The sequence below is a fragment of the Faecalicoccus acidiformans genome (assembly GCF_014202635.1).
Classification (GTDB): domain Bacteria; phylum Bacillota_I; class Bacilli_A; order Erysipelotrichales; family Erysipelotrichaceae; genus Faecalicoccus; species Faecalicoccus acidiformans.
The window spans coordinates 18,792-42,319 of record NZ_JACHHD010000009.1; the positions used below are offsets into that span (position 1 = coordinate 18,792).

The window sequence follows — 23,528 nt, forward strand, 5'->3', positions numbered from 1 at the left end:
CAAAAAAATGGTTCAAAGCGAACCATTTTTTTATGCATTTTCATCAAATACTTGTAAGGCCAGGCACCCTAATCCGGTATGAATTCCGACTGCACTGACAAGATCAATGATCTTGACCTTGGCGCCTTCAAAGGACTTTTGAATTTTTTGCGCGTAATCCACAGCCGCATCCAGCACATCTACGTGAGCCACAATGAAGGTGTAGTCCGATGTAACACCTCGACTCTTGATAAATTCGATCACCTTATCTTGCGCTTTGGTCATCGTCCGGACCTTTGCCATGACATCGACACGCCCTTTCGTTCCTTTATCCAAATAAAGAACTGGTTTGATCTTGAGCAATCCTCCCAACATCGCCGCTGCCGGGGTAAGACGTCCCCCGCGTTTCATATGTTGAAGATCATCGCAAAGCAGTACCGTTTCACAGCTTGCCGCAATCCGCTCAAGCCGCTGGATAGCCTCTTCTGGAGTATGTCCCTTTTCGATCATCTCTTTCGCAATCTCGATCATGCGATCTTGTACAACTGCCGTTACATAACAATCGACCCCATAAAATTTCAATCCCACTTGATTGGCTACCATTTCCAAAGATTGGAATGTACTGGAAAGCCCTTTACAAATAGGTACACAGAAGACGGCATCACACCCTTCTTCCTTCAGTTTTGAAAACGTATCTTCAATAAGGCCTAGTTTGGGCAAGGAGGTTTTCATCAGGACTTGCTCATGCAGATTTGAGATCACTTTTTTGTAAGGAATCGTGACATATTCATCATAAGAATTTCCGTTGTATTCGATCTGTAACGGAAAACAATGAATCCCTCTTTCTTGCCAATAAGCAGGATCCTTCCCTGTGCCTGTATCCGTCACAAAAGCAATCTTCATTTAATCGACTCCCTTCACTTTTTTACAGTATTGGAAAGCAACAGATCCTAGACCTGTATGGGAAGCAATGACCGCACAGATCGGTTCTCTTTGGATCTTAAGATCGTTTCCAATCAGAGAACGCAGTTCATCCACACACATTTTCGCGTTTTCTTCTGCTGCAGAGTCTACGACAAAATAAACACAATCGCCCGATTCTTTTGCTCCTTTGGCAGTTAATTTTGCGGCCTTGGAAATGGCTTTTGACATCGTGCGGACCTTTTCACATGTTCCTACTTTCCCTTCCGAATTCTTGCTGACTTCTAAGATCGGTTTGATCTTGAGCATGCCAGCCAACTTGGCAGCCATCGGTGTCAAGCGTCCTCCGCGGGCTAAATGATCCAGATCTTCCGGGATCAGGAATCCTTGTGTATGATCCAAAACATCCGATAAACGATGGATGATCTCTTCAGGAACATACCCTTTTTCATTGAGCTTGGCAGCACTGATTGCCAGATATCTTTCTACGGCCAAAGTCGTATAAATATCTAAAGTATGCAGCTTGATCTCATGCCACTTGGCGCTGGCTTGGATAGCCTGATTGGTTCCGGATAAGCCGCTGGACAGTGTAACCGCTACTACATCCGTCACCCCATCTTTTTTGTATTGATCAAACAATTCTTCGATCATGCCTAATGGAGGCATGCTCGTCTGCGGCATATATCCTTTATCGATCAGATCATACAACTGATCGATCGTTAAATCGATTCCGTCTAAGTATGTCTTATTATCGACAATCACTTGCAAAGGCAGATAATCTAAATTATATTGGGCGGCTTCTTCTTTAGATAAACCCGAGCCGCTATCCGTCAATACTCTTACTTTCATACGTTCGTTCTCCTTTTTATAATTCGGTATAATCGTATCACGAAGTCCTTATTTTCTCAATGTAGACTCCCGATGAATTCTGCCTCTCTTTTACCATAAACATGTTATAATAAAGCTAGTAAATCGAGGTGCGTTTTATGTCAAGTTTTATCACATTTGAAGATGTAAAAAAAACGTATACGATGGGAGAAATAAAGATCCACGCTCTGGATGGTGTGTCTTTTTCGATTGACCAAGGTGAATTTGTGATCATAGCCGGTGCCAGCGGTGCAGGAAAAAGCACGATCTTGAATCTGCTTGGCGGCATGGATACGGTAACCGAAGGAAATATCGTCGTAGATGGGCAAACTGTCAGCGATTATAACGAAAAGGAAATGACGTTATACCGTCGTTATGATGTAGGATTTGTATTTCAGTTTTATAATCTGGTCCAGAATTTAACATTGCGGGAAAATGTTGAACTGGCCACTCAGATTTGTAAAGAACCTCTTGATATTGAAGAAACAATACGTTCCGTTGGATTGGAAGAAAGAATGGACAATTTTCCAAGCCAGCTCTCTGGCGGAGAACAGCAGCGCGTGGCGATTGCCCGTGCTCTTGCGAAAAACCCAAAGCTGCTGTTATGTGATGAACCGACTGGGGCTCTGGACTATAAAACAGGAAAACAAGTTTTAAAAGTTCTGCAGGACACTTGTCGCAAGCAGAAAAAAACGGTGATCGTGATTACCCACAATTTAGCTTTGACCCCGATGGGCGATAAGATCATCAAAGTCAAAAGCGGGAAGATCGATTCCATAGAAATCAATAAGAATCCAATGGACGTAGATGCCATTGAATACTAATGCCTAAAACTTTTTTAAAAAATATATTCTGTGAGATCAAAAGCTCCTTTGGACGATTCTTCTCCATTCTTTCCATCGTCGCTATTGGAGTTGCCTTTTTTGCGGGCGTAAAAGCAAGTGCCCCGGACATGAAATACTCGGCAGATGCCTATTTTGATAAACAAAATCTCCAGGATATCCAAGTTTATTCTACCTTAGGCCTTACTGACGAAGACATTCAAGCCATACAAGAGGTAGAAGGTGTCGAAAGTGCACAAGGCCTTTTCACTATGGATGTGTTGACTCAAAAAGAGAATACACAACTTGTCTTAAAGCTTATTTCTTTGCCAGAAGATCAAGAAATCAATACGATACGACTTATAGAAGGGCGAATGCCAGAAAACGATCATGAATGTTTGGTCGAAGCCGATAGTGCCACCAACACCTTGTTTGGCGGATTGGAAATTGGCGAAACGATTACCCTGAGCAGTGGTACTGACACACCAATTGGTGATTCTTTAGCCAATGATACATATACGATCGTTGGAACTTGTTATACTCCGACTTACCTTAGCTATCAAAAAGGCAGCAGCTCGATTGGCTCTGGAACGCTGAACACTTTCATTTATGTCCCTGAACAGAATATCCTTTCGGATTACTATACCGAAGTGGATGTCTTGGTAGACGGTGCAAAAGTCTATAATTCTTATGAAGAAGATTATTTTGATGTGATCGATCCCGTAGTCAAAGAGATCGAAAAGATTGCCGGTGATCAGATTGAAGTACGCATCATAGAAAGCCAGCAGGAACTCGATGAGGCCAAAGCGGAATTCAACGCGCAGATCCAGGATGCACAAAATCAAATCGACTGGGCGCAAAATGAGATCAATCAAGGACAACAAACGATTCAAAACAGCGAAGCAACCTTGGCTTCTTCTCGTGCTCAGCTCGATGCCGGATGGCAAGAATACTACAATAATCTTGCGCTGTTAGATAATCTTCCGGTCTTAAATGATGCGATCGCCCAAATCGAAACGGCCGAAGCTTCGCTTCCGCAAGTGGAATCGGGCATCCAACAAGCCCAAGCCGGATTGAATACAATCAATCAGACATTGGCAAATCTGGAAAGCAGCTACCAACAGATCACCGCCATAACGGATCTAGCTACCCTGCAGACACAAGCTCAAACGATCCAGGATCAAATAGCTCTGTTAGATCCAAACGATCCGGCCAATACAGATATTATTGCCGGCTTACAAACGCAGCTGTCACAAATCGAACAATCCATCGAATTGATCCAAGGCTATGAATCCCTTGTCAGCCAGCGCTCACAAGTCCAAGCGCAATATGATCAATTGGTCCAGACGCGTGATCAAATCAATGCTTCTGTGGCACAAAAGGCCACCTTGATTTCGCAAAGAGATGCCTTATTGAATGCGCAAGTCCAGCTTCAACAAGCTTACAATGAACTGGTCAATGGAGAGGCTCAATATACATCGGGATTGGCCCAGATTCAAAGCGCTAAGGAAGAATTAGCTTCTGGACAATCGGAATTAAATGCGAGTGTTCAAGATTTAGAGGCACAAAAGGCAAAAGGACAGCAGCAGTTAGAAGATTCACAAAATCAAATAGATGAACTTGAAGGGGAATGGATTGTTTTAGACCGCAATTCTCATTATTCATATCGTGACTACGGAGCTTGTGCAGATCGCATGGATGGAATCGCCGCCGTCTTCCCGGTCTTCTTCTTTATGGTCGCTGCCCTTGTCTGCATGACTACCATGACACGAATGGTCGATGAACAGCGCACCGAAATAGGTACCCTAAAAGCTCTGGGATATTCCAAACTGCAGATTGCCAGCAAATATCTGATATATGCTTTGATTGCTTCTTTGATCGGTTCTGCAATCGGTTGTCTGGTGGGAATGACACTCTTCCCGACTGTGATCTTTACGGCATGGAATATGTTGTACAATCTGGAAACCATTCATTTTGAATTTCAACCGGGTCTGATCTTATTAGCTTCAGGCTCTGTTACAGGCATTACTCTTTTGGCGACGATCTATTCCATATATTCCGAATTGATGGAAGTTCCCAGCCAATTGATGCGCCCCAAATCTTCTAAAGCTGGTAAAAAAATCTTATTAGAGAGAATCAAACCTCTTTGGAGCCGCCTTTCTTTTTTACACAAGGTCACAGCCCGAAATATTTTCCGATATAAAAAGCGTTTCTTTATGACCATTATCGGCATTGCAGGCTGCAGTGCTTTACTCGTATCTGGCTTTGGAATCAACGACAGTATTGGAGATATCGCTGCGCAACAATACGGAAATATCTACCTATACAATGCGACCGTGGGAACCGAAGATGATTCCAATGCAGAACTGAGCAAACAGATTGAAGATCTGAAAGGTGTACAAGAAGCATCCAAAGAAAGACAAACGAACATGATTGCGGACTATGAAGACGAAGATCATACCGTAACCGCTCATATTGTCGATGATCCTTCTGTATTCTCGGATTTCACGTCTTTAAAAACAGAAAAAGGAGAATCTCTAGAACTGGATGATTCGGGCGTGATCATCTCGCAAAAACTGGCTAACAAAATGCAACTGGAAAAAGGCGATACCTTCACTTTAGAAGACAGTGATGAACAACCAGTAGAGATGAAAGTAGCCGGTATTTTTGAAAACTATGTAGGCCATCATATTTACATGACAGAAAACTACTTTGAAACTTTAGATACTGACATCGATCCTAATTCGATCTATATGATCAAAACTGAAGATCAAAGTGAAGACTTTGAGGATCAGTTAGGAAAGCAGTTAATGGAATTAGACACTGTCAATAGTGTAACTTTCTACTCTTCGTTACAGAAAAACTTCACCGATATGATTTCCAGTATTTCGTTCATTGTCGTAGTTCTGGTGATCAGTGCTGCTTTACTTGCGTTTGTCGTGTTATATAACTTAAGTAACGTCAATATTTCAGAACGAGTTCGTGAAATCGCAACGATCAAAGTTCTTGGCTTTACAAGGCGGGAAGTCAATCAATATGTCAATCGTGAAGGCATATTGTTGGCGATGATGGGAGCTGTTCTAGGATTGGTGATCGGTATCGGTTTACATCATTTGATAATGAATCTTGCGGAAATGGATGATGTGATGTTTGGACGAACGATTTTGCCGCAGTCCTATTTCTATAGCTTTGCCTTGACCATGCTCTTTACATTCATCATAAACTTCTTTATGTCTTTTAAGCTCAAAAAGATCCAAATGGTTGAATCGCTAAAAGCTGTAGAATAAGGCATGAAGTAAAAAACATATCCTTTTTCTGGATATGTTTTTTTAATGGTCTAAAAAATGAGCAGGTTATAGAGTACCTGCTCATGAACATGAATTTTTAATTTTCTGTAATTTCAACGATACGCATCATGTTGGTTGCACCATGTCCTTCTGGATAACCAGCAACGACAATGATGAAATCTCCATAATGACAACCTTTCATCAAAGCAATATTTTTTGCCAGATCCACATCATTTTCTCGTGTGTTCTGGATCTCGCTGAAATATGGTTCAACTCCAAAGATCGGCAACATTGCACGTTCTGTCACTTCATCAAAACAAACGCCAATAATAGGAGCCTGTGGTCTAAAACGAGCTAAACGACGAGCTGTTAAACCGCTTTGTGTAAAGGCAATGATGCATTTTACATCGATTGCGATCGATGTATCTGCCGCACTGACACCGATAGCATCGTTCAAAGAATTACGGGAAGTGCGAATTCCTTCTTTTAAACGCTGGCGATAAGGAATCATCGGTTCTATTGCATCCGCAATACGGTGCATCGTCTGAACACATTCTACTGGATAATGTCCGGCAGCACTTTCGCCTGACAACATGATACAGTCCGTACCATCCATGATCGCATTGGCAACGTCACTGGCTTCTGCCCGTGTTGGACGTGGATTTTCTTGCATACTCTCCAACATATGCGTAGCCGTTACAACAGGTTTTCCTAATTCATTCGCAACGCTGATAATCTGTTTTTGATAGATTGGAACTAATTCCAGGCTGACATCAACACCTAAATCACCGCGCGCTACCATGACGCCGTCACTGACTTCCAAGATGTCGCGAAGATTATCAAAACCTTCCTGGTTTTCGATCTTCGGAATGATCTGAATACGATCTTTTCTTTCTGAGATCAAAATCTTGCGAAGCGCTAAAACATCTTCCTTACGGCGCGTAAAGCTGGCAGCGATATAATCTACATCTTGCTGACATCCGAAACGAATATCGGCTTCATCTTTTTCAGAAATAAAAGGCATGCTCAGGATAACTCCTGGTAAATTACATCCCTTGCGACTCTTCAAGAAGTGCGGATTTTCAATACGACCTTTGATATGATTCTCATCCACTTCTACGACCGTTACTTTTAATTTCCCATCATCCATCAAAATATGGTCTCCAGGTTTAACGTCGTGGAAGACTTCCGGACAACGCAAGGTAAATCTCTCATGATTTCCTTCCACTTCTTCTTTCATGATCTGAACGATGTCTCCTTCCTCAAACTGACATCCTCCATCCTTGAAATCTCCTAAGCGGATTTCCGGTCCTTTTGTATCCAAAAGAATACCAATTGGCTTGTTTAATTCCTTAGACACTTCACGAATCAATTTAATTCGATTTCCATGCTCTTCATAACTACCATGAGAGAAATTCAAACGGGCAATATTCATTCCCGCCTTGACCAACCGTTTTAAAGTTTCTTTGTCTTCACTGGCTGGTCCAATCGTACAGATAATCTTCGTCTTCTTGTCACTAATACACATAAATTTTCGATTCCTTCCTTTTCCTTCCTTATACTAAACGTTCAAACAAATTCTGAAGAGGTTTGCGTGATTCTGCAGGCATGCTCAATGCCTTTTCGATCGGATACGATACGATCTTGTTGTCGCGAATACATACACAATGTCCACCGATTCCCTGCATCAGCAGATCCACGGCTTTTTCACCCATCTGGCTTGCCAACATACGATCATATGGACATGGTGATCCACCACGTTGAATATGTCCTAATACCGTTGCCCTTCCTGAAAAACCGGTATTAAGTGTCACCTTCTTGGCAAATTGATCGACATCAGTGATTTTTTCAGAAATCACGACGATGGCATGCTTTTTCTTACGGATGATATCTAAGTCTCGCAAACGATCCAAAACATCATTCTCATCAAATCCTGTCTCGCTGGTCACGATCATATCGGCTCCGGATGCGATTCCTGACCAAAGAGCTAAATCACCGCAACGGTTTCCCATCACCTCTACAATAGAACAACGATGGTGTGAATTGGATGTATCACGCAATTTATCGATAGCATCCACAACGGTTTCCAGTGCCGTATGGAATCCTATCGTAAAATCAGTGCAAGTGATATCATTATCGATCGTGCCTGGCAGACCGATACAATTGATACCCATCTCCGTTAGAGATAAGGCTCCTCGATAGGAACCATCTCCTCCGATGACAACCACCGCTTCAATACCTCGTTTTCCAAGTTGGTGAATGGCTTTACGGCGAACTTCTTCATCTTTGAATTCTGGTAAACGAGCGGATCCAAGAATCGTTCCTCCACGGTTTACGATCTCACGGATCGTCTCACGTGTCATCGGCTCAATGTACCCTTCCACCATGCCTTTGTATCCATTGTAGATACCAAACACTTCCAGGCCACTGTTTAATCCTACTTTTGTAACCGCACGAATTGCTGCATTCATCCCCGGAGAGTCTCCACCCGAGGTCAAGATCCCGATTCTTCTAACCATATGAGTTCCTCCTAAGAATAAGTTTTTAAACCATTCTAAAACACTTTAAATATAACACAGGAATCAAGGAAAAAGAAGAAAAACAGACAGTTTCTTTTTTTTGAAAAGACAATTGTAAACCATGCGTAAAATGTAACGGTTTACATGCTAAAACGATGTAAAAAGACCGCTGTTTCTAGCGGTCAAAATAACGAGATAAGAATTGTTTTGTTCGTTCCTGCTGCGGATTCTCAAAGATCTGCTGCGGCGTTCCTTGTTCTGCAATCACACCTTGATCCATAAAAATCACGCGATTGCTCACGTCTTTGGCAAACTGCATTTCATGCGTTACAATGGCCATGGTCAAGCCTTCCTTGGCCAGTTTCTGCATAACTTCCAACACATCGCCTACCATCTCAGGGTCCAAGGCCGACGTTGGTTCATCAAAAAGCAGGACTTCCGGATCCATGCACAAAGCACGGGCTATTGCCACACGTTGTTTTTGGCCCCCGGAAAGACGAACAGAACTGGCATCGGCAAAACTTTCCATCCCTACGCTTTCCAAGTGGTGCATGGCAATCTGACGAGCCTCTTCTTTAGATCGTTTTAAAACCTTGATCTGCCCTATCATGCAGTTTTCAATCACGCTTTTGTTCGCAAACAAATTAAAGCTTTGAAACACCATACCTACTTTTGAACGATATTCAGTCAAAGAAAGCTTACCGCTCAAAATGTCCGTGTCCTTATAAAGGATCTTTCCGCCATCTGGAATCTCTAACAAATTGATGCAACGAAGCAATGTACTTTTTCCAGAACCAGAGGATCCGATAATCGTTACCACTTCGCCTTTGTTGATTTCAAAGTCGATATCGTTAAGAACTTGTAAGGAACCGAAATGTTTCTTTAAATGTTGTACTTGAATGATCGTTTCCATGCAAACCTCCTACGCGCAATTATCCTTGATGGTCACTGTTTTTGTCTGATTGATCTTACGCTCCATCGCATTTAAGATCAAAGTCGCAACGGTCGTCAGCACTAAATACATGACCATTTCCAAGAAATACACTTCTGCATATCGCATATTGCTTCCGGCTACCGAAGATGACTGGAAATAGAGTTCCGTCACCTGAATCGCATTCAACATACAACTATCTTTGATATTGACAATCAGCTGATTTCCAATTGTTGGAAAGGTATTTTTGATTGCTTGCGGGAAAATAATCGAAAGCATCGTCTGCAAGGTTGTCATTCCTAAAGATTTTGCTGCCTCACTTTGACCAACATCAATAGACTGAATCCCTCCACGGATGATCTCGGCCATATAGGCTCCTGTATTCACCGAGATAATGATCAGACCGGCAGAAAAACCTGTCCATCCTAATACCGGACGTAATAAATAGAAGAAAAACAAAGCTTGAACCATCATCGGTGTTCCGCGGAAAAACCATACATAAAATCCGACAACAAAACGGGCAATCTTCTTTAAAACCTTTACAATGGTCGAATCCATTGGATCTTCCGGAATCGCTCGCAATGCCCCGGTAACCAGTCCTAGAAGAAGACCTACGACCGTACCTACTAAGGCAAACAGCAGCGTATTTTGAATACCAAAGGAAAACAGGCTCCAGTTTTCGGTAAATATTTCAAACGCTCTTCCAAAATCGATACTCATTGAGTGACAAACCTTTCTACTTATTCTTCTGTTGGGGCATTTTCAACGGCCGTAGCCATATACTCATTGCGAGTGTCCTGATCGATAGAATCCAAAGCTTCTTGCACTGCATTGAAGAAATCAGTGTCGCGACTTCCTTCAGCCAAACCGATCGAAACGGTTGTGTCGACTTCAAATCCATGTCCTTCATCAAATTTTACGATCGCAAGACCTGGATTTGCCGCAACGACTCCTTCTGCTACCGGCATTTCAGCCGTAATTCCATCGGCCACTCCATTTTGTAAAGCTGCCACTAATTCTGGATAGGTTGCCAGAGGAGTTTGGTGATTGACGCCCTCGATTTGATCAATTACAGTGTCATAGTTTGTATTTTTTTGTCCGATTACATTATGTCCGGAAAATTGTTGGATATCAGTATATCCAGCCATTTCACTATCTGCACGAACGATCATGACCATTCCTTCACTTTCATAGTAAGGGGTCGTAAAGTCAATTCCTTCTTCACGTTCGTCACTTGCTGTCATTCCGGCAATGATCGCATCGATTTCACCAGATTCCAAAGCGGGCTGTAAACCATCCCAAGAAATCTTTTTCACTTCTAACTCTTGTCCTAGTTCATCCGCAATGGCCTGGGACATCATGACATCATAACCATCACAATATCCTCCTCCGCCGCTGATTTCTACTGCAGAGTCTGTTTCAGCATCCGCTGTTTGCCAGTTAAATGGCTGATATCCACATTCCATTCCCACTGTAAAAGTGTTGTCTTCTGCTGCGTCTTGCCCTCCAGAGCATCCCGCCAGTGCCATCGCACCTACTAAACTTGCCGCAAGTAATTTTTTCATCTCATTTCCCTCCTAAAGTTCATGAAAATAGATAAGAAAAAAGCCATATGCGTTATCCATATAGCTTGTCTTCGCCTTCAAGATAACCCCTCTTCTTACGAAGGAGTGCAGTGGGTATTTCCCAAAGCCCCAAGAAACACTGTCGCCACAGTTTTTCCTTCGGCGATGATTACCTTTCCTACAGTTCAAAGTTCGCCAACTCCCTGCAGTACTCTGATGCATCGCTACCTCTATCTTCATCTGATTTACTTGTATGCCCCCATTATAGGAGTTTCTATGGCACAAGTCAATGTAAACTCAGCAGAAATCATCGATTCAAGAAATATCCCAACAAACTAGAGGAGTCATAAACCATCGGGATATCCGGAAAAATAAAAATCATTCGATAAATATAATAGACGATCATGCAGCCAATCCACATCCATAAAAATCTTTCCATCCACTTTTTCTTCTTTTTCCATTGACAAATCCCGATCAGTAAAGCGAACACCCCTGTCGGGATCAACATCGCATGATACATCAAAGAAGCAGAAAGATTTCCTTGAATCAAATGATATAAACTGGTTGTCATATTGCAGCCGGGGCATGGAATACCAAGTATTTTTTGTATGGGGCAATAAACTCCCATGAAAAGAACAAACAGGAGCAACACAATGATTGCTCCTAAAGTCTTTCCTATTTTTTTAGCGGTTAGCATAACGTGCTATATCGTTCAAAGAACTTTGGCAGATAGCCATCGAAATGATACCCAGTCCCAAAATCGGCATAATCAACTGGATGATACTATTATCAGGAACACTAAAGCCGTTATCGAATTCAAGCTGCGCCAACGCCTTGCCAGCTTTCCAATAGAAGTAGATACCGTAAAGCCCACAAGTCACGATTGTCAATAAAACAACGATTCCCGGCTCCGCAACACGTGGTTTATTTTGCACATTGCAGCAAGCATTGATATCTCTGGCAAGACAATATAACCAGTAATAAGAATAGATTCCACAAGTCACGAAGGTTAATACGATACTCAAACCTATACTTCTTTCCATGATAAAAATCTGTCCGTTTGATTTTCCAGTCGTATTGGCAGAACTTTGATCATTAAAAGATTGATACTGTGGCTTTGGAGATTCTGGGGTGGCCAAAGAAGCCAATTCCGTTTCTTTTAATCGTTTCCAGTCCGCCATTCCTGTTTTCCAAACAAAAGTATTTCCAAAAATCTGACGAGCTTGAATCAATGTTTCCATTTGTTCACGAGTATATGGCCCATTTTGTGCATTTTTGGCATCCACATAATACCATTGTTCCGTAGAGCTCATATCCGGAACAGGAATCTCAGTTGACTTCAACTTTACCCAGTCTTCCATTCCTTGTTTCCAAACCAGAGTGTCTCCATTGATTGTCTTTGATTTTAAGAAAGCCGTCATTTCTTCCACGCTATAAGGACCCATGGCTTGATCATTCTTAACATAATACCAGACCTTGCTTGGTTCTTCTTTCTTGTCTTCCAAAAAGTCTTCTTTTGGAGATGGTTCTTCCTCAACAACTTCTTCTTCGACAGGTTGTTCAGCAACTGTTTCTTCAGATTCTTCTACGACAGCCTCTTCTGTAACGGCTACTTCAGATTCCTCTATTTGGGCATCTTCCACGATGTTCTCTTGAATGACAGGTGCGCCGCATTCAGGACAAAATTTTGCATTTTCTGGAAGGTCTACTCCACATTTTTTACACTGCATATTCTTTCAACTCCTTAAGTTTATTACCAAAATTATATCTCAATTAACATAAATTACAAATAAACATTCTGCTAATTAACAAAATAGGAAGCATGCAGACCACATACTTCCCATTCTTAGTTAAGATTTTAATATTCGGTTGATCCCTGTCATCAAACTAGATGCATAGGTATTCGAGGTTGCCCAAGTACCCTGTAATTTCTCTACTGTTGGTGCTTTGCCACGCAAAGAATCACTCCAGCGCGGATCCACTTTTGCTTGATTTAAAGGCTCTGTGGACGCATAACATTTTAAATGTTGCACCTGTGCACGGATTCCTGTGCGTACATCTTTAAAAGAATTTCCATGCGTACCATTTCCTGTAGCCCCTAAACCGGCAAAGTTATATTGATTAGGTAAAACATCGCCGCCAAACTTCAAAAATCCGGTCTCATGCATTGCTTGTGCAAAAGCTACTTCTGCCTTAACCCCTTCAGCCTGACATTCTTCTAAAAAGATTTGACAAAACTGTTCAATAGTAGCGGCACCCCCTTTTGAGAGAGTGCCGTTATATTTTGCGTTTGATCCAGTATACTTATCATATGTTGCAGAACCCTTATATGAATTGTAATAGTTTGCCAATTGTTTAGCTGATACACTGGATGTGCCCATTATTTTATAGCCTTTCGCTTGTTGAGCATTTTTATCATGATAAGCATTTGACGTACTGCCCGGAGCAGAACCACCTTTCTTCACTAAAACGATTTCTATTCCTTCCATACGATATGCATAGCCAGAGCTTCCTGAGCTTTCACCATTTTTAGCCCAACCTAGCCATCCAAGCTTTTGTACATGTGTACGGTAATAAACATCATAATAATTGGCAACGTCCCCTGTAAGCTTGATTTGTATAGCTTCTAATCGTTTTGCCTGCCCGGTTGTTCCACTTTCTTGTCCATTCTGTTTCCATCCTTGCCAGCCATATGTCTGTACATGAGTTCGATATTGTACTCCTCCAGAATACCCGGTCTCACCTAAACTGATCTTGATTGATTCAAGTCGTTTTGCCTGGCCAGATGTACCACTTAGTGCTCCATCATTTACTTCCCCTTGCCAACCATAAGTTTGCACATGAGTCTGATACTTAATTTGTTTTGTCTTATAAGCATTTGACGTACTGCCCGGAGCAGAACCACCTTTCTTCACTAAAACGATTTCTATTCCTTCCATACGATATGCATAGCCAGAGCTTCCTGAGCTTTCACCATTTTTAGCCCAACCTAGCCATCCAAGCTTTTGTACATGTGTACGGTAATAAACATCATAATAATTGGCAACGTCCCCTGTAAGCTTGATTTGTATAGCTTCTAATCGTTTTGCCTGCCCGGTTGTTCCACTTTCTTGTCCATTCTGTTTCCATCCTTGCCAGCCATATGTCTGTACATGAGTTCGATATTGTACTCCTCCAGAATACCCGGTCTCACCTAAACTGATCTTGATTGATTCAAGTCGTTTTGCCTGGCCTGTAGTTCCAGCAGTTTGCCCATCTCCAACAGTATTCATCCATCCATAGGTTTGGCAATGAACAGAATAATTAATCGCTTTCGGTGTTTTTTGTAATCCGAACGCCTTTGCGATACCTGTCGCATCCGCCACTCCTAATTGTTTTAATTTCGCTTCCGAACTCAAGAATTTATTAAAATCATTCCAATTATCTGCCATGCAATGTTCAACAATGATTCCAGAAACTCCCACCAATTTACTATAACGGATCACGCCATAATAATCACCTACAGAACCATCCGGATAATCATAAGCCGGATGATGAGCTGGCTGTCCAGTTTCCGTATTATATACATACTTGACTTTTATACCTCGATTTTGAATTCCTAGACCAACTAACTGGTTCAAGATGTTTTGAGCCAAGTTTTTACCTGTAGTTGAAGTTGCTGCATTGTAATTCGAACTTGGATAATATACCTCAGCTCCCGCAACTGTACTTTGGGTTCCCCATCCAGTAGCATTTAAATGTATACTGACTAAGGCTGTAGCTCCGGCATCGGCAGCAATTTGAGCACGCTGTTGAAGAGATGGGTTTGTATCCCCTGTTCGAGTCATCACAACTTTTACATTTTTATACTGCTCTAATTCCGCTTTTAGATATTGAGCGATTTTCAAGTTATAGTTCTTCTCATAGGCTCCATTTACAATGATAGTACCGCTATCATTACCACCATGACCCGGATCTATACAAATCACTAACGGATTCGTTTCACTGTAAGTTGTAATTGAATTAGAACGACTTCTTGATTGAACTGATGGCAATGCATTATTTTGTAAAGCATCTTCCACTAATGCTTCTGTCTGATCCGCATTCGATCCATCCAGAGTTACAACGGAAGTATCAATTTCTGCTTCAGAGAGTCCCTGAGTATCAATAGATTCCTCTTGAACTTCATTTCCATTCGCATCTACAGTATACCCTTCAGCAGTTCCATAACCTTCATATTCTTGGTTAACTCCAAAACGAATATCCATTTCTAAATCAGAAAAACTGACTTCATATGTTTGATTATCAATAACATATGTAAATCCATTTACTTTATATGTACCGCTTTCTGCCTCAGTGAAAGATCTTTCAAACACATATAAATTAGATTGTTGCCTAGCAACATCCAAACTTAATTCTTCTTCACCATCTTTTTGATATTCGAGTTTTACTGAAGTAATTCTTTCTGCTCCAGTCCCAAAAGATAAAATAAACTGTTGAGTAGCAGGTGTAGTCAAATAAGGACTGCCTACATAAAAATATTCAACTAAAGAAGAATCTCCAGGTTGAACGATAATATTCTTCTCTTCAGGAATGCTATCTTCAACATTATGCTGTTCTTGTAAAGATTGCACATTTTTTTCAGCAGCCTGGTTTTCCATGACTGAAGAATCATCATTAAGATTACTTCCTTTATCTTCTGTATTATTTGAGCCTTCAGACTCAGAGTCTTCAATAGCGTTTTCTTCCTCAGCTTGATTCAAATTTTGATTTTCAACAATTTCATTTGTATCAGCATTGTCTGAAGAAATAAAATCTAAAGCATAAACATTAGAAACCAGCGATGTGACTAACATCAATATCATCACAAAAGAAAGTGATTTTTTTAAAAACTTAAACATATCTATTCTCCTATCATATATAAAAACATATGTTTCCTTATTTCGTATTTAAAATCTCCAAAAGTTTATTCTTTAAATCGTCGCTATCCCCTCGCTTTACATAAAAATTCATAGAATCTTCAGTAAATAATTCTTTATTTGCTCTACTATCCCCCAATATTACAGGTTTTTTCATGGCTTTATATATATATGTTTTTCCTGCAATCGTGCGATCTGCTTTCCCAATATCTCCACTAAAATGTCCTGCCAGACAAATATCGCTATTGGCGATTTGAGCCGCAAGATCTTTTTGTGACAACCATGAAAAAAATGTAGCATTTGGATACTCTTCTTTATTTAAATTAAACTTTTTATCTATAGGTCCCACTATTACAAAATGCAGTCTTGAATCGTTACGTAAACTTTTTATCGTATCCAATATGACTTCAATGCCTTGTAGAGGTAAAATACTACCAAAATACAAAACATCCAAATGATTTTTTTGTTTGATTTTGACTGGATAATTATTTGGATCGTATATAGAAGTATCGGCCTTTAAATAAATAACTTCAAATTTAGTAGGACTAACATTAAATTCTTTAGAAAAATAATCCCTGTCCGCCTTTGTATCTACAATTATAAGATTTGCATACCTAATACAGTATGAATCTACCCAATGCATTAGCTTTGAAATCAAAGATCCTTCTTTTACTTTTTTTCTATCATCAATAAAAGTATCATACACAGAAATAAAAAAATCTATAATTAATTTATTACTATCTAAAAAGGGGTAAAAGAAAAAGAAAAGTTGCGGAGAAAACCCAATAAAAATATAATCAAAACTCTTTTTTCTAGTAAAAAGCAATTTAAAATATGTAGAAATCAGACGAATAAAATAATTTTTTGATGAAGATCCAATTATTTTTACTTCTGAAGCATTTTGTTTGAGTATATCTATTTCCTGAACATTTCTTATATACTCTATTTGTTTACTAGTAATAAACAATACTTTTTTACTTTTTATTTTGTCTACTAAAATCATATACCTACTCTACATTTATCTTCATAATTAAGAACATAAATCCTAACAACATAATTAAAACCAGTCCTAAAATACAACAAAACAATATACTGACTCCTAACAGTCCAAATGTTGTTAATACAAAACCACCTAATATAACAAATATAATTGATCCTATTAAAAATATGAGAGTGAGCAATTTCTGTTGTCTAAATATAGTATAAACAATATTCATTAAATTTAATATTGCTAAAATACCTCCGGCCACTAGCAAGAATGTAAATATTAATGTCCAATCATTAACATCCACTCCATAAATGATTGAAAGAATCTTTAATCCAATCAAATCGCCTATAACAACCACAATCCCTGTTATGAAAACAATTAATAGTATTAGTTTTAAAATTGTTATATTAAATTTTTTATAATCCTTAGATTGATATAATTCAGACAATCCTTTAATCATTGGATTAAAAATATAAGTTCCAAAAAGAGCAATGACAAAGACAGGCATAAAAACAATGTTAAAATTCGTCTGAACTGAATCAGAAACTACTCCATCAATTAAATATTTTGGAGCATTAGCTAGATACATGATCAATATTGAGGTTAATGCCAGTGGAAATAGTTCAACAAGCAAATGTTTAATATTTTTAGCTGTAGATATGGTCTTGCTAAAAAAAGTACGTAAAAGGCCGAAATTTGTATATATAAAAATAAATGCATTGAAACAAAAACAAATCAATGAAGACAATAATAAATTATTAAACAATAAATAAGTGATGATAAATAATACATAAAAAAGAACATATCTCAAACTTAATGCTTTTGAGGCAATATCTAACCGCCCAATTTGTTGAAGTTTTCCATGATAAACATCCTCATAAGCATCGATCATCTTAAAACCGCATATAAAAAGCATACATAAAGCTTTATAAGCACTGTAATTATTATTTATTATTCCATAAAATATATATACCACTGTAGCCAAAATCATAAAAGCTACGGTTATTTTTCTCGAATCAATATATTCTTGATCAGAATACTTTTTCTCTTGATCAGTTACTTGATAATTTCTAACGCCAAATTTTCCAACTGTTAATAACAAATTACCTACAGCATAAGCAATTACGAAAATACTCGAATCTTCGATACTTCCAGAACGTGTGATAAACAATAATAAAACAGTTGTTTGAAAAGAATTTAAGGTAGCTGAGAATGCTGACCAAAAAAAAGAGGACTTTGAAATCGATTTTGTGGAAACTAATTTTTCTTGTAAAAATTTATTCATCCAATTTTTCCTTATCTTTTATCATTTTTCTCGCAATCCATTTTTCTCACACGATATTGAATATCCTCTAAAATTTTTCGATTTGCTGCAATCAAATCGGCCTGTAATCCAATGACAATTGTTGAAAAACCAAGCATCATTAGAGTACTCGCTAAAATCAAAGATTGAATATGACCTGAACCAACTCCCTGGAAATAGAAGAATAAGAAACGAAAACCAAGAGCAGCGCCCATACAAAAAACAATAATACCTAAAATACAAAAGAACATTAATGGCTTATACATCATGAGAGCTCGTAAAATTGTTACCATTGATTTTTTAACGTAACCAATCATACTATTGAACAATCGACTTGGCCTTAACTCTCCATTTGTACGAATTGGTACAGAAGTCATCGCGATTTTTGTACGCCCTGCCTGTACAATCGTTTCTAATGTATATGTATATTCATTAATGACATTCATCCGTAAAGCAGCCTCGCGACTATACGCTCGAAAACCACTCGGAGCATCTGGAATATCTGTCTTTGAAGCTTTTCTTACAACCCAACTTCCAAAATGTTGCAGTTTTTTCTTTAGAGGAGACCAGTGTTCTGTAGTATCTACTGGTCTTTCTCCAATGACTATATCCGTCTTCCCCTCTAATATAGGACGAACCAATTTCTCAATGTCTTTACCAACGTATTGATTATCTGCATCAGTATTTACAATTATATCTGCCCCATTCTTTAAACATGCATCTAACCCAGCTAAAAAACCATAAGCAAGTCCTTTATTTCTTTTGAAGTTGACCACATAGTTAACACCCCATTCTTTAGCAACTTTCACAGTATCATCTTTACTACCATCGTTGATAATCAAGTATTCTATTTCGTCAATTCCCTCAATATGTTTGGGTAAATCGTTTAATGCAATAGTTAGCGTTTCTGCCTCGTTATAACATGGAATTTGGATAATCAACTTCATTTGAAACAACACCTCTTAATCTCTCTTATACAAGTCTCTAGTATAAACTTTTTCCTTTACATCGTCCAATGCAATATCATATCTGTTCGTTATTATGACATCCGATTTCTTTTTAAACTCCGATAAATCTCTAATAACTTTTGAATTGAAAAAATTGTCTTCTTTCATCGTTGGTTCATATACTATTACTTCAATACCTTTAGCTTTTACTCGTTTCATTATTCCTTGTATTGCACTTTTTCTATAGTTATCAGAACCTGATTTCATGGTTAATCGATATACTCCTACTATTGATGGGTTCATGTCAATAATTTCCTGAGCAATATGATCTTTTCGAGTGCGATTACTCTCAACAATAGCACTGATTAAATTTTCCGGAACATCTTTGTAATTAGCTTTCAACTGTTTCGTGTCCTTAGGTAAGCAATATCCTCCATAACCAAAAGAAGGATTATTATAATGTTCACCAATTCTAGGGTCTAAACATACTCCATCAATGATATCTTTAGTATTTAACCCTTTCATTTCTGCATAAGTGTCCAGCTCATTAAAATATGATACACGTAATGCTAAATATGTATTTGCAAACAACTTAATTGCTTCTGCCTCAGAGCTGTTCGTAAAGATAGTAGGTATATCTTTCTTAATTGCCCCTTCTTGCAAAAGTGCGGCGAATTGTCTAGCTTTTTCCCCTTTATCTCCCACAACTATTCTCGAAGGATAGAGATTATCATATAATGCTTTTCCTTCCCTCAAAAACTCTGGTGAAAAAATAAGATTATCTATTCCATATTTTTCCCTCATTCGTTTGGTAAAACCTACAGGTATAGTTGATTTAATAATCATCGTGGATTTTGGAGAAATTCTAAGGACTGCCTCAATTGTACTTTCTACTGATGAAGTATCAAAATAATCCTTTTTTTCATCATAATTAGTAGGTGTACTAATAACTATAAAATCTGCATGATCAAATGCCTCTTCTTGATCCAACGTTGCATGAAGATTCAAAATGTTACTTTTTAAAGAATCTTGAATCTCTTTGTCCTCAATAGGCGAAACTCCCTCATTAATCATTTTTACTTTTTCTGGGACTATATCTAAGGCATATACTTCATTGTGTTGTGCTAAAAGTGTCGCAATACTTAAACCAACATACCCTGTTCCCGCTACAGCAATTTTCATAATTTCTCAATCTCCTATTACCAATGTAATAATGTGTAAATAAAGCTACTATAAACAAACCATATAACAATTATAAACGAAATACAATTCATCACTTTCTTTAAACTTTCAGATGAATCCACTTTACATAAAAGGTTATTGTAAAGAAAAGCAAAACCAAACGCAAAAACTGGCATCCAACAAATATAGTATCTACTTTGAAAGCCCCCCATGTAACCACGAATGGAAAAACTATTGATAGCCGAAAAGTATTGCCCTATAATCGCTACAATAATTCCTAAAAATACTCCAATAATAAATTTTTTCCCAATAAAATCTTTTTTTTGTTTAAAGAAGAGTATTGGAGACAACGGTAAAATATAAAATATACATCTATCTAAACTTAATAAATCTTGCGACTTAATGATAGAAACATGAGAATTAATTTGTCCCCATGTTTCTATAAATTTTGTGAAGAAATACTTGAAATAGTCAATTTGAGTAAAACATGTTCTATCAGGATAATCTACAAAAAAATCCGTTGTTTTTAAATAATCATATGGTATTGGTGGTTGAAAAGAACCATATCTAAAAAATATAGCTAAAAAATACCAAGCACCTATAATCATAAATGGTATAGCAATAAGAGCATTCTTATTCAAAACACAACTTAAAGACTTTTCATTTCTACAAGTCCATAAAATATAAATACTATAAGCAAAAATCAATACTATTCCAGCAGTTATTTTACTAAAAACAGTGATAAATATACCCAGACTAAGCAAAAAATAAGTGAGTAAATTTCTGCGTTCATTTTCAAATCTTAATATTCCCCAAAAAGAAATAACAACTCCTAACAAGGAAAGAATATCGTTATTCAAACCTGAAAAACTATATAAAAAGAAAGGTAAACTAACTGTACTAATAATATATATTAAATGAACAATCGGATTTTTTTTAGATAAATATTTATACCCTAAACCCATAAATATCCCGATAGCGATTAAACCAATTCCCGTTGAACACAATCGCAATAAAACTAGATTAAAAGTAGTACCCCCTAATAGCATTTGACAAATAGCCAAGAACCAATAATATAAAGGTGGATGTCCTAAGTAGTTTATAGTTCCCGGAATAGCTTCCGGAAGCCCGCTAGAAAAATCGTACATTTCCATTTCATAGAAATTTGGGATAATTGTTTTATTTTCCAAAATATACTCGACATAAGACATATGCGCTGGTTCATCAGGTGAATGCCCAACATAAATAGAATAATAAAAAATTTGAGCAATTATAAATATAACTGAGAAAAAATAAACAAACTGGATAGATTTTTTCTTTGAAATTCTAAAATCTTCATAACAGAAAGATAAAGTTAATACTATTAACAAATATAAAAGTGTTCCAAAGAAGAATACTAAGTTTACATATGATATATCACTTACTTTTTGTATCGTCCTCGATTCTTCTAAAGTTGATAGACTAAATGGAGTTTCGCTTTCATCATTAACCGAGATTAACTTTAAGTTTAGTTTCTCTTGTTCAATTCTTTCAAGCGGTTCCTGAAAAAATATTTTAATCTGATTTTCAGACAAAATATCGTTTCTGTCTTTTACAGAAGAAAAAATAGTATTACCATCTTCATCTTCTATAAGAATGTAAACATTATCCGTTGTTGATTCTGGATTATTTGACACTGGGATAATAAGGCCATATAACGGTTCATTCCCATTTGTAAAAGTAATCTCATTATAATTCTTATTTGTTTCTATAGTTTCCACTTCGCAATTAGAACGTCTCTCACGAAGCATATAATTATAATCAGGCAAGACAAAAACAAATAAACAATAAACCACTAAAAAAGCAAGAGAAATTATCTGGAATATTTTTATAATAAGCCTTCTTTTAACTCTATGTTTATTTGCATAGTATAAATCATAAACTACAAGAATAAAGAATAAAACAATTATTGCTTGAAATTTTAAACCATTATTATGATTTATTGCCAGATGCATCTGAGAAAGAACATCTTGAGGAATCTTTATATTCTCATTTTCTACATTAATATGTAAATCAGAAACAGAAAAAATCTCTCTATCTGTCGCGGTATCATAGTTTCCAGAGTAAATGGAAATGTGATTTAATTCTAATGGTTTACTACTATGAATCGAAATAATAGTATCTGAATCTATAAAAATATCATGAAATTTAACAAATGCCCCTCCATCTAATAAATTGACTTCTTCCGAATAAGAATCCTTTGAATTCAAAAAATCTATCGTAACGACATTCGATTCACCTTGATTTTCAACAATTCGATCAAACTCTAATTGCATCGTTAGATTATCATAAGGAATAGGTCGAATAACAATAATTAACGATAATAATAGGAATACAATCCATGATAAAAAAATCTTATCTTTAAGTATTTTTCTTAGCATATACTAATTATTCCGTTCTAATTTCTTTTAAATATCTTGCCAGTGCATCTTGCCAAGCCGGCAATCTGTTAAAACCATTTTTATCTAATTCCGTTTGATTCATCCGAGAGTTTTTTGGCCGAGTCGCTTTTGCCGGAAAAGCACTACTGTCCACCGGCGTCACTTTAACATCATCCATTTTTGCTTGTTTAAAGATCTCGCAGGCAAAGTCATACCAGCTGATAAAATCTCCAGAATTCGTCGCATGATAAATTCCGTATTTATCCGTTTGAATCATATCGACAACCAATTTTGCCAGATCAAACGTATAAGTCGGATTGCCAATTTGATCATTTACTACGCTAACCGCTCCTTTTTCTTTGCCTAAGCGAAGCATTGTCTTAATAAAATTATTTCCATTCTTGCCAAATACCCACGCAATACGAATGATAAAATGTTTAGGATAAGCTTCTACTGCCAATTCTCCTTCATACTTTGTTTGTCCATAAACATTCAAAGGATGTCTCTCATCATATTCATTCCAAGGAGTTGTGCCTTGTCCGTTGAATACATAATCTGTCGAAAAGTACATCACCGGAATATCTAACTCTTTACAAACATTCACAATATTTTGTGTACCTGTCGCATTCACGGCCCGTACCGTATCTAATAGTTCTGGTTCTTCTGCTTTGTCAACCGCTGTCCAAGCTGCACAATGCACTACTGCATCATAGTTTCCAGCCTTAATTACGTCATTTACTTGCTGAGCATTAGTAATATCCATTTCATCAATATCAACACCAACAGCTTCTATGCCGCGTGAATGAGCTTCATTCACAACATCAAATCCTAACTGCCCTTTATACCCTGTTACTAATAATTTCATGATTCCTCCTATGCAAGAAAAGAGATTGTTATACA

18 protein-coding genes and 1 riboswitch are annotated in these 23,528 nt (G+C 37.8%); of the genes, 2 read left to right on the plus strand and 16 right to left on the minus strand.

All coding sequences use genetic code 11. The annotated features are described in order from the left end of the window. Positions 1 to 30: 30 nt before the first annotated feature. The gene (locus HNQ43_RS05235; RefSeq protein ID WP_183375480.1) at positions 31 to 882 is read right to left on the minus strand and encodes a DegV family protein; all 852 of its coding nucleotides are present in this window, start codon (positions 880 to 882) and stop codon (positions 31 to 33) included. After that, on the minus strand, positions 883 to 1,749 hold the full coding sequence (locus HNQ43_RS05240) for a DegV family protein (RefSeq protein ID WP_183375482.1): 867 nt from the start codon (positions 1,747 to 1,749) through the stop codon (positions 883 to 885). It lies immediately after the preceding gene. 137 nt (positions 1,750 to 1,886) lie between these two features. Between HNQ43_RS05240 and HNQ43_RS05245 the strand changes: the two genes are divergently transcribed. Together HNQ43_RS05245 and HNQ43_RS05250 are read left to right on the plus strand one after the other, a co-directional pair. Next, positions 1,887 to 2,591 carry an ABC transporter ATP-binding protein gene (locus HNQ43_RS05245; protein WP_183375484.1) on the plus strand — a complete coding sequence of 235 codons (705 nt, stop codon included), beginning with the start codon at positions 1,887 to 1,889 and terminating at the stop codon, positions 2,589 to 2,591. Then, entirely contained in the window at positions 2,591 to 5,875 is a 3,285-nt protein-coding gene (locus tag HNQ43_RS05250) for an FtsX-like permease family protein (RefSeq protein ID WP_183375486.1), read from the plus strand. The genes HNQ43_RS05245 and HNQ43_RS05250 overlap by 1 nt, the downstream gene beginning before the upstream one ends. 97 nt (positions 5,876 to 5,972) lie before the next feature. Here HNQ43_RS05250 and pyk read toward each other — a convergent pair whose 3' ends face one another. From pyk to rfbD, 14 genes are all read right to left on the minus strand, one after another. After that, the gene (gene pyk / locus HNQ43_RS05255; protein ID WP_183375487.1) at positions 5,973 to 7,403 is read right to left on the minus strand and encodes a pyruvate kinase; all 1,431 of its coding nucleotides are present in this window, start codon (positions 7,401 to 7,403) and stop codon (positions 5,973 to 5,975) included. A gap of 28 nt (positions 7,404 to 7,431) precedes the next feature. Next, on the minus strand, positions 7,432 to 8,394 hold the full coding sequence (gene pfkA, locus HNQ43_RS05260; RefSeq protein ID WP_183375488.1) for a 6-phosphofructokinase: 963 nt from the start codon (positions 8,392 to 8,394) through the stop codon (positions 7,432 to 7,434). A gap of 175 nt (positions 8,395 to 8,569) precedes the next feature. Then, positions 8,570 to 9,307 (minus strand): amino acid ABC transporter ATP-binding protein, encoded by a 738-nt coding sequence (locus HNQ43_RS05265; protein WP_221248002.1) that lies wholly within the window; start codon positions 9,305 to 9,307, stop codon positions 8,570 to 8,572. A gap of 9 nt (positions 9,308 to 9,316) precedes the next feature. Beyond that, on the minus strand, positions 9,317 to 10,045 hold the full coding sequence (locus HNQ43_RS05270; protein ID WP_183375489.1) for an amino acid ABC transporter permease: 729 nt from the start codon (positions 10,043 to 10,045) through the stop codon (positions 9,317 to 9,319). Between the two features lie 20 nt (positions 10,046 to 10,065). Continuing rightward, a complete protein-coding gene (locus HNQ43_RS05275; protein WP_183375490.1) occupies positions 10,066 to 10,890 on the minus strand; it encodes a transporter substrate-binding domain-containing protein in 825 nt (274 codons plus the stop codon). Between the two features lie 75 nt (positions 10,891 to 10,965). After that, positions 10,966 to 11,131: riboswitch (Lysine riboswitch) on the minus strand. Positions 11,132 to 11,197: 66 nt separating this feature from the next. After that, positions 11,198 to 11,542 (minus strand): DUF2752 domain-containing protein, encoded by a 345-nt coding sequence (locus HNQ43_RS05280; RefSeq protein ID WP_183375491.1) that lies wholly within the window; start codon positions 11,540 to 11,542, stop codon positions 11,198 to 11,200. 31 nt (positions 11,543 to 11,573) lie between these two features. Continuing rightward, the gene (locus tag HNQ43_RS05285) at positions 11,574 to 12,620 is read right to left on the minus strand and encodes a GYF domain-containing protein (protein ID WP_183375492.1); all 1,047 of its coding nucleotides are present in this window, start codon (positions 12,618 to 12,620) and stop codon (positions 11,574 to 11,576) included. Between the two features lie 120 nt (positions 12,621 to 12,740). Next, entirely contained in the window at positions 12,741 to 15,770 is a 3,030-nt protein-coding gene (locus HNQ43_RS05290; protein ID WP_183375493.1) for an N-acetylmuramoyl-L-alanine amidase, read from the minus strand. A gap of 37 nt (positions 15,771 to 15,807) precedes the next feature. Then, on the minus strand, positions 15,808 to 16,791 hold the full coding sequence (locus tag HNQ43_RS05295; protein ID WP_183375495.1) for a glycosyltransferase: 984 nt from the start codon (positions 16,789 to 16,791) through the stop codon (positions 15,808 to 15,810). A gap of 4 nt (positions 16,792 to 16,795) precedes the next feature. After that, a complete protein-coding gene (locus HNQ43_RS05300; RefSeq protein WP_183375497.1) occupies positions 16,796 to 18,061 on the minus strand; it encodes a lipopolysaccharide biosynthesis protein in 1,266 nt (421 codons plus the stop codon). Between the two features lie 11 nt (positions 18,062 to 18,072). Beyond that, entirely contained in the window at positions 18,073 to 19,026 is a 954-nt protein-coding gene (locus tag HNQ43_RS05305; protein WP_183375499.1) for a glycosyltransferase family 2 protein, read from the minus strand. A 15-nt stretch (positions 19,027 to 19,041) separates the two neighbouring features. Beyond that, a complete protein-coding gene (locus HNQ43_RS05310) occupies positions 19,042 to 20,208 on the minus strand; it encodes a nucleotide sugar dehydrogenase (protein WP_183375506.1) in 1,167 nt (388 codons plus the stop codon). Between the two features lie 17 nt (positions 20,209 to 20,225). Beyond that, positions 20,226 to 22,523 (minus strand): ArnT family glycosyltransferase, encoded by a 2,298-nt coding sequence (locus HNQ43_RS05315; RefSeq protein WP_183375508.1) that lies wholly within the window; start codon positions 22,521 to 22,523, stop codon positions 20,226 to 20,228. 112 nt (positions 22,524 to 22,635) lie between these two features. Continuing rightward, positions 22,636 to 23,493, minus strand: a complete 858-nt coding sequence (gene rfbD, locus HNQ43_RS05320; RefSeq protein WP_183375510.1) for a dTDP-4-dehydrorhamnose reductase — start codon at positions 23,491 to 23,493, stop codon at positions 22,636 to 22,638. Positions 23,494 to 23,528: the final 35 nt, after the last annotated feature.